The organism is Stenotrophomonas sp. TWI1409, assembly GCF_039673015.1.
In the GTDB taxonomy this organism is placed as follows: Bacteria; Pseudomonadota; Gammaproteobacteria; order Xanthomonadales; family Xanthomonadaceae; genus Stenotrophomonas; species Stenotrophomonas maltophilia_A.
In genome coordinates, this window is sequence record NZ_JBDJKU010000133.1 from 1 (window position 1) to 3,003 (window position 3,003).

The 3,003-nt window shown below is 67.1% G+C and carries 2 protein-coding genes; one reads left to right on the forward strand and one right to left on the reverse strand.

What is annotated here, in order from left to right; translation table 11 throughout:
• Positions 1 to 146: 146 nt before the first annotated feature.
• Positions 147 to 767, reverse strand: coding sequence for a thymidine kinase (locus ABE423_RS20615; RefSeq protein ID WP_008264720.1), 621 nt, complete (start codon positions 765 to 767; stop codon positions 147 to 149).
• A gap of 101 nt (positions 768 to 868) precedes the next feature.
• Here ABE423_RS20615 and ABE423_RS20620 point away from each other — a divergent pair, with 101 nt between their 5' ends.
• Positions 869 to 2,845, forward strand: a complete 1,977-nt coding sequence (locus ABE423_RS20620) for a UvrD-helicase domain-containing protein (RefSeq protein ID WP_125892686.1) — start codon at positions 869 to 871, stop codon at positions 2,843 to 2,845.
• Positions 2,846 to 3,003 lie beyond the last annotated feature (158 nt).

Here is a 3,003-nt window from a genome sequence, read left to right on the forward strand (position 1 = left end):
GGCCCGCCCCCCGCGGCGGGTGTTTGGGCCGGGGCCCCCCCCCCCCCCCCCCCCCCCCGCCATCCCACGGGAAGCCAGCTTTCGCTGTTGCTGTTGCTGTTGCGTTGAGCAGGTGCAGGGCTGCAAGCCCTGCAAAAGAACACCCCTTACAGCGGCAGGGGTGCCTGCGCCGGATCGATCCGCCCTTCGCCGCGGGTGATCTTCTTGAACTCGGCGCGACTGACCGACACGTAGCGGTCGTTGCCGCCGATCTCCACCTGCGGGCCGTCCTGCACCGCGTGGCCATGCTCGTCCACACGCACCGTCATCGTCGCCTTCTTGCCGCTGTGGCAGATGGTCTTGATCTCCTGCATCTCATCGGCCCAGGCCAGCAGGTACTGGCTGCCTTCGAACAGCTCGCCGCGGAAGTCGGTGCGCAGGCCGTAGCACAGCACCGGAATGCGCAGCTGGTCGACCACTTCGCTGAGCTGCCAGACCTGGGCGCGGGTCAGGAACTGCGCCTCGTCCACCAGCACGCAGCCCATCGGGCCGTTGGCTGCCAGATCCTGTTCAACCCAGCGCTGCAGGTCGGTATCGCGGTCGAAGGCCATGCCGTCCGCACGCAGGCCGATCCGCGAGGCGACCACCCCGGCGCCGGCACGATCGTCCAGGCGCGGGGTCAGGATCGCCACCCGCATGCCGCGCTCGCGGTAGTTGTGGGCGCTCTGCAGCAGGGTGGTGGTCTTGCCGGCGTTCATCGCCGAATAGTAGAAGTAGAGCTTGGCCATCGACGGATTGTACGCCGCAGCCCCGCTTCGCCGAAGCCGTTCAGCAACCCCACCGGCGGCCCGCTGTGGTCGTCACCCGGCCCCGCTACAATCCCCATCCCATGCACGGTCTCAATCCCCCCCAAGCCGCCGCCGTCCTGCACATCGAAGGTCCATTGCTGGTGCTCGCCGGCGCGGGCAGCGGCAAGACGCGTGTGATCGTGGAAAAGATCGCCCACCTGATCGGTTGCGGCCGCTATCCGGCGCGCCGCATCGCGGCGATCACCTTCACCAACAAGTCGGCCAAGGAAATGCGCGAGCGCGTGGCCAAGCGCCTGCGCGAGCAGGACGCCGACGAGGTGACCATCTGCACCTTCCATGCGCTGGGCCTGAAGTTCCTGCAGATCGAGCACGCGGCCGTTGGCCTGAAGCGCGGCTTCTCGATCTTCGATGCCGACGATGCCGCTGCGCAGATCAAGGACCTGATGTACGGGGCCAAGCCTGACGACATCGAGGACATGAAGAACCTGGTGTCGCGCGCGAAGAACGCCGGCCTGTCGCCCGAACAGGCGATGGCCGCCGCGCGCAGCAATCGCGAAAAGGAGGCGGCCAGCGTCTACGAGCGCTACCAGCTGCGCCTGACGGCGTTCAATGCGGTCGACTTCGATGACCTGATCCGTCTGCCGGTGCAGATCCTGGAAGAAAATCCGGAGATCGCGCTGGCCTGGCGCGAGCGCATCGGCTACCTGCTGGTGGACGAATGCCAGGACACCAACGACGCGCAGTACCGGCTGCTCAAGCAGCTGGCCGGTGACAAGGGCAACTTCACCTGCGTGGGTGACGATGACCAGTCGATCTATGCATGGCGCGGCGCCAATCCGGAAAACCTGCAGCAGATGGGGCGCGACTATCCCACGCTGGAGATCATCAAGCTGGAGCAGAACTACCGCTGCTCCAACCGCGTGCTGCGCGCGGCCAATGCCCTGATCGCCAACAATCCGCACGAGCACCTGAAGAAGCTGTGGAGTGACCAGGCCGACGGCGAACGCATCCGCGTGTGGGAGTGCCGCAACAGCGAACATGAGGCGGAAAAGGTTGCCGCCGAGATCGCCTTCGTGGCGCAGTCGCGCAATGTGCCGTGGAGTGATTTCTGCATCCTGTTCCGCGGCAACTTCCAGTCGCGTCCGCTGGAAAAGGCAATGCAGCTGCTGCGCATTCCCTACCACCTGACCGGCGGCACCATGTTCCTGGAACGCCAGGAAGTGAAGGACACGCTGGCCTGGCTGCGCCTGCTGGTGAACCCGGACGACGACACCGCGTTCATGCGTGCGGTGCAGTCACCCAAGCGCGACGTCGGTGCCGGCACGCTGGCCAAGCTGGCCGAGCTGGCGCAGGAGAAGGACATGCCGATGGCGCAGGCTGCCGAGGCGATCGGTGCCCTGCAGCAGTTGCCCCCGCGCGCGGCCAACAGCCTGGCGCGCTTCACCGACATCCTGCGTGACCTGCGTGCACAGACCCAACAGGTCACTTCCGGCGACATGATCCGCAAGGTCGCCAAGGAATCCGGCCTGCTCAGCGAACTGCGCCAGCAGGCCAAGGAAGAGGCGAGTTACCAGCGCCGTGCCAACAACATCGAGGAACTGGCGCAGTGGTTCGAGGGGGGCCCGCGCGGTGCCACTGCCGCCGACCTGGCCGGCCAGCTGGCGCTGCTGTCGCGCAGCGACAAGGACGAGGGCGGCAACCAGGTGCGCATGATGACCATGCACGCCTCCAAGGGCCTGGAATTCCCGTACGTGTTCATCGTCGGCTGCGAGGATGGCGTGCTGCCGCACCAGGTCAGCCTGGACGAGGGCAACCTGCAGGAAGAGCGGCGCCTGCTGTACGTGGGCATCACCCGCGCCAAGATCCAGTTGTGGATGAGTTACAGCAAGCTGACCCGCAAGTTCGGTGAGCACGTGCGGTTGAAGCCGAGCCGGTTCTTCGAGGAGATTCCGGCGGAGGAGATCCAGCGCGATGGTGCTGATCCGGTGGCCGATGCGGTGCGCAAGAAGGAACGGGCGAGTGCGGGGTTGGCGGCGATCGAGGCGCTGTTCGATTGACCGGCGAACGGCGCAGCCCCTCGTGGCTGCCGCCGTTCGCAGCGCATTCGTGGTGGGCCGGGCGGGGGGGCTGGTGGGGGCACCCCCGAAAACCCGCCCAGGGGGGGCGGGCGCGGGCTACATGCCCCCGGCGGTACCCCCCCCCCCCCCCCCCCCGC